A 2,717-nucleotide genomic window follows, 5' to 3' on the forward strand; every position below is an offset into this window, starting at 1 on the left:
TTGAACGAAATGCGCGAAGACCTGCAGTCATCCATCTCCTACGCGGGTGGAAAAGACATCACAGCGATCCGCAAATGCGATTATGTGTTGGTCAAGAACTCCATCTACAACGGCGACAGCAACCAAGGCATCATCGAAGCTGGCCGCAGCTCATACGGCGAAGGCGATACTATTTTATAATCAACAAAAACAAGCCCCAGCGGCGCCCGGAAGTATGACCGGGTGCCGCTGAGGGCCTGTTTTTGTTGGGGAGTGGCATTTGTAAACATTTAAAGTATATATTAATAAAAGAACAATAGTTTTACCATTTCGAAGGGGTTCAACTTTTATGGCAATCTTGCAAAAAAGTTTGTGCACTTATGCCCAAAGATACCGACAAGAAGACTATTAAAACCGTACCGATCAACGAAAAACAATATTGTATTTTCTTCCGATGTAATGTAATATTATTGGGATTTATTCGATCATTCGGCTAATATAACGACCAAGTTTTCCCTAACTAAACAGTAAGTAAATTCAATATACTAATTTATTTTTATTGATGTAGCAACGTTTAACGTAACTTGTACTTTCATAACGTTCAATATTGACTGACATTCCCTTTTTTGGGGGACATTAAAAAACAAATAGAAAAAATTGCGTACGGATGCTATACTTACCTTAGCAAGAGAGCTCTTGCTAAGGTAAGTAACTTTTGTTTAAATCGCGATGGTCCAAAGCCAATTGTACAACAAATATTTAAGCAATCGCTGGAGGTAGGTTTATATCAATCAATCACTGATGGAGCAGTCTGAAGTTTCTTTTCTGTCTATCCCGTAGCCGAAACCCTCTCCGCATTACCCCATCTTTTTTATAATTGATCGCAATATATACTTCACCTATTTATAATGAACGAATATGATTCCCTCGCTACATTTTTTAGGTTCAAGCTAATGGGCTAGCGGAAAAAACGCTGAAGGAACTAAACAACTGCGAACAGTCTGAGGCCGGAGTCCGAATCCGGCCTCAGACTGTTTTATGGGTTTGTCGAGAAAACAAGTGGCTGGAAGAAGTGCTGCAGACAATCTGCAGGTTAGGACACTCGTCCTAACCTGTTTTTCTTTTTCCGGAAAGTCCAGGCGGCCTGTGTTGGATGTGTGAGCAAAGGTTTGTTGATTAACGTTACTTATCCGATAATCAACCTATGCCACGAAAATAGCTTTCCAAGGGTTACACCTGAACAAACAGAGTATACTAATTCTAAAAAAACCAGATGATTTTAGTGGGAGAATATACTGGTGCTTTTGCCACTTGTTCGTGCTGAATATCCTTGCTGGACAGGTTGGCATCAGTAGCTAATTCCTTTAAAATAAAACTATTAGTGACCAGTACTCCAATGGCTAAGGACAAAACAATAAACTTTTTCATGACAGCGACCCCTTTTCTAAAAAGTATTTTTCTTAATAATTACATTATAAAGAATAAAAATGCAATCTGATCCATTTAGTCGTATAATACTATTAAAAAAAGAAGGTGAAGCCATGGCGAAAGACTTCGGCGATGTTCTGAAAGAGATCAGGATGGATAGGGGTTATTCTCAACAATATGTCGCAGAAGGCATTCTGGGGCAATCTGCGTACTCTAAAATAGAAAGAAGTGAAATGGAGCCCACTTTTCGGAAATGGTTAGCGATCCTGGAGAAACTGAATATTTCCGTGGATGAGTTCCGTTACATCCTGAATCAGGAAAGTTTGACCGCAAAAGAAAAGCTGATCAATGCCTTTTTCTCGTTGAATTACAATCACCTGGATGATTTAGAATTGCTTAAAGACGAGATAATTGCATACTTGAAAGAGAATGAAGACTATTTGTTAAGGTCTCTTTACTACGCATGCGAAAGCTTGATCGTGTTGACTGCAACTCAAAACCTAGAAAAAGCGCAGCTCTATGCAAAAAAAATCTGGGAGCGTATGGAGAAATTTGATAAATGGTATTTATCGGATATCCGTTTGATAAACACCATTTTGTTCATTTTCCCCATCGATGTGGCCGTGCACATTGGGGAAAGAGTAACCAAACAACTAGTCCCTTACCAGAATCTGAAGGAAGCGGAAATTCTCATGATCAATATAGATGTTAATTTAGCGGTCTTGCTGATTGATGATCAAAATTATCCTGAAGCCCTTCCGTACTTGGAAAAAGTGATCCCTTTATGCAAAAAATATCAACAATATAATCAATTAGCGATTGCCTACGCCAGAAAAGGAATCATATTGCAAAAAACAGGAGAAATTGAAGAAGGCTCCAAGTCCATCGCGAAGGCGTATGCTATATTGAACGCGATTGAAGACGCAAAGCTGATAGGCAATTTAGAAAAAGAAGTTTCGCATTACTTGAATATGTAATGCGAAGGTCCGCTACAGCTAGAGATTTTGCTGCAGGAGCAGGGTGTTTAGCTAAGGAAGGACAAAAAATCGGCTATCCAGATAAAGTGGATAGCCGATTTTTTATTGCCTGGTGGCGGTCGAACGTAAAGCGAAGGACACCGAACAGTCGACGAAACCCGAATTCGTTTGCTGAACGCCAAACGAAAGACACCGAACAGTCGACGAAACCCGAATCCGTTTGCTGAACGCCAAACGAAGGACACCGAACAGTCGACGAAACCCGAATTCGTTTGCTGAACGCCAAACGAAGGATGCCGAACAGTCGACGTCCCCCCGCATCAGTCGGCGATT

2 protein-coding genes and 1 pseudogene are annotated in these 2,717 nt (G+C 40.5%); 2 read left to right on the forward strand and 1 reads right to left on the reverse strand.

The window, feature by feature from the left end:
- Positions 1–180 (forward strand): annotated as a pseudogene (locus WBV27_RS09500) (hypothetical protein); the annotation flags it as partial.
- Positions 181–1,239: 1,059 nt separating this feature from the next.
- On the opposite strand, the gene WBV27_RS09505 reads toward WBV27_RS09500, so the two are convergent.
- Positions 1,240–1,407 carry a hypothetical protein gene (locus WBV27_RS09505; protein ID WP_424201510.1) on the reverse strand — a complete coding sequence of 56 codons (168 nt, stop codon included), beginning with the start codon at positions 1,405–1,407 and terminating at the stop codon, positions 1,240–1,242.
- Positions 1,408–1,520: 113 nt separating this feature from the next.
- Between WBV27_RS09505 and WBV27_RS09510 the strand changes: the two genes are divergently transcribed.
- Positions 1,521–2,384, forward strand: coding sequence for a helix-turn-helix domain-containing protein (locus WBV27_RS09510; RefSeq protein WP_424201512.1), 864 nt, complete (start codon positions 1,521–1,523; stop codon positions 2,382–2,384).
- Positions 2,385–2,717 lie beyond the last annotated feature (333 nt).

Source organism: Trichococcus sp., assembly GCF_049589555.1.
Lineage (GTDB): Bacteria > Bacillota > Bacilli > Lactobacillales > Aerococcaceae > Trichococcus.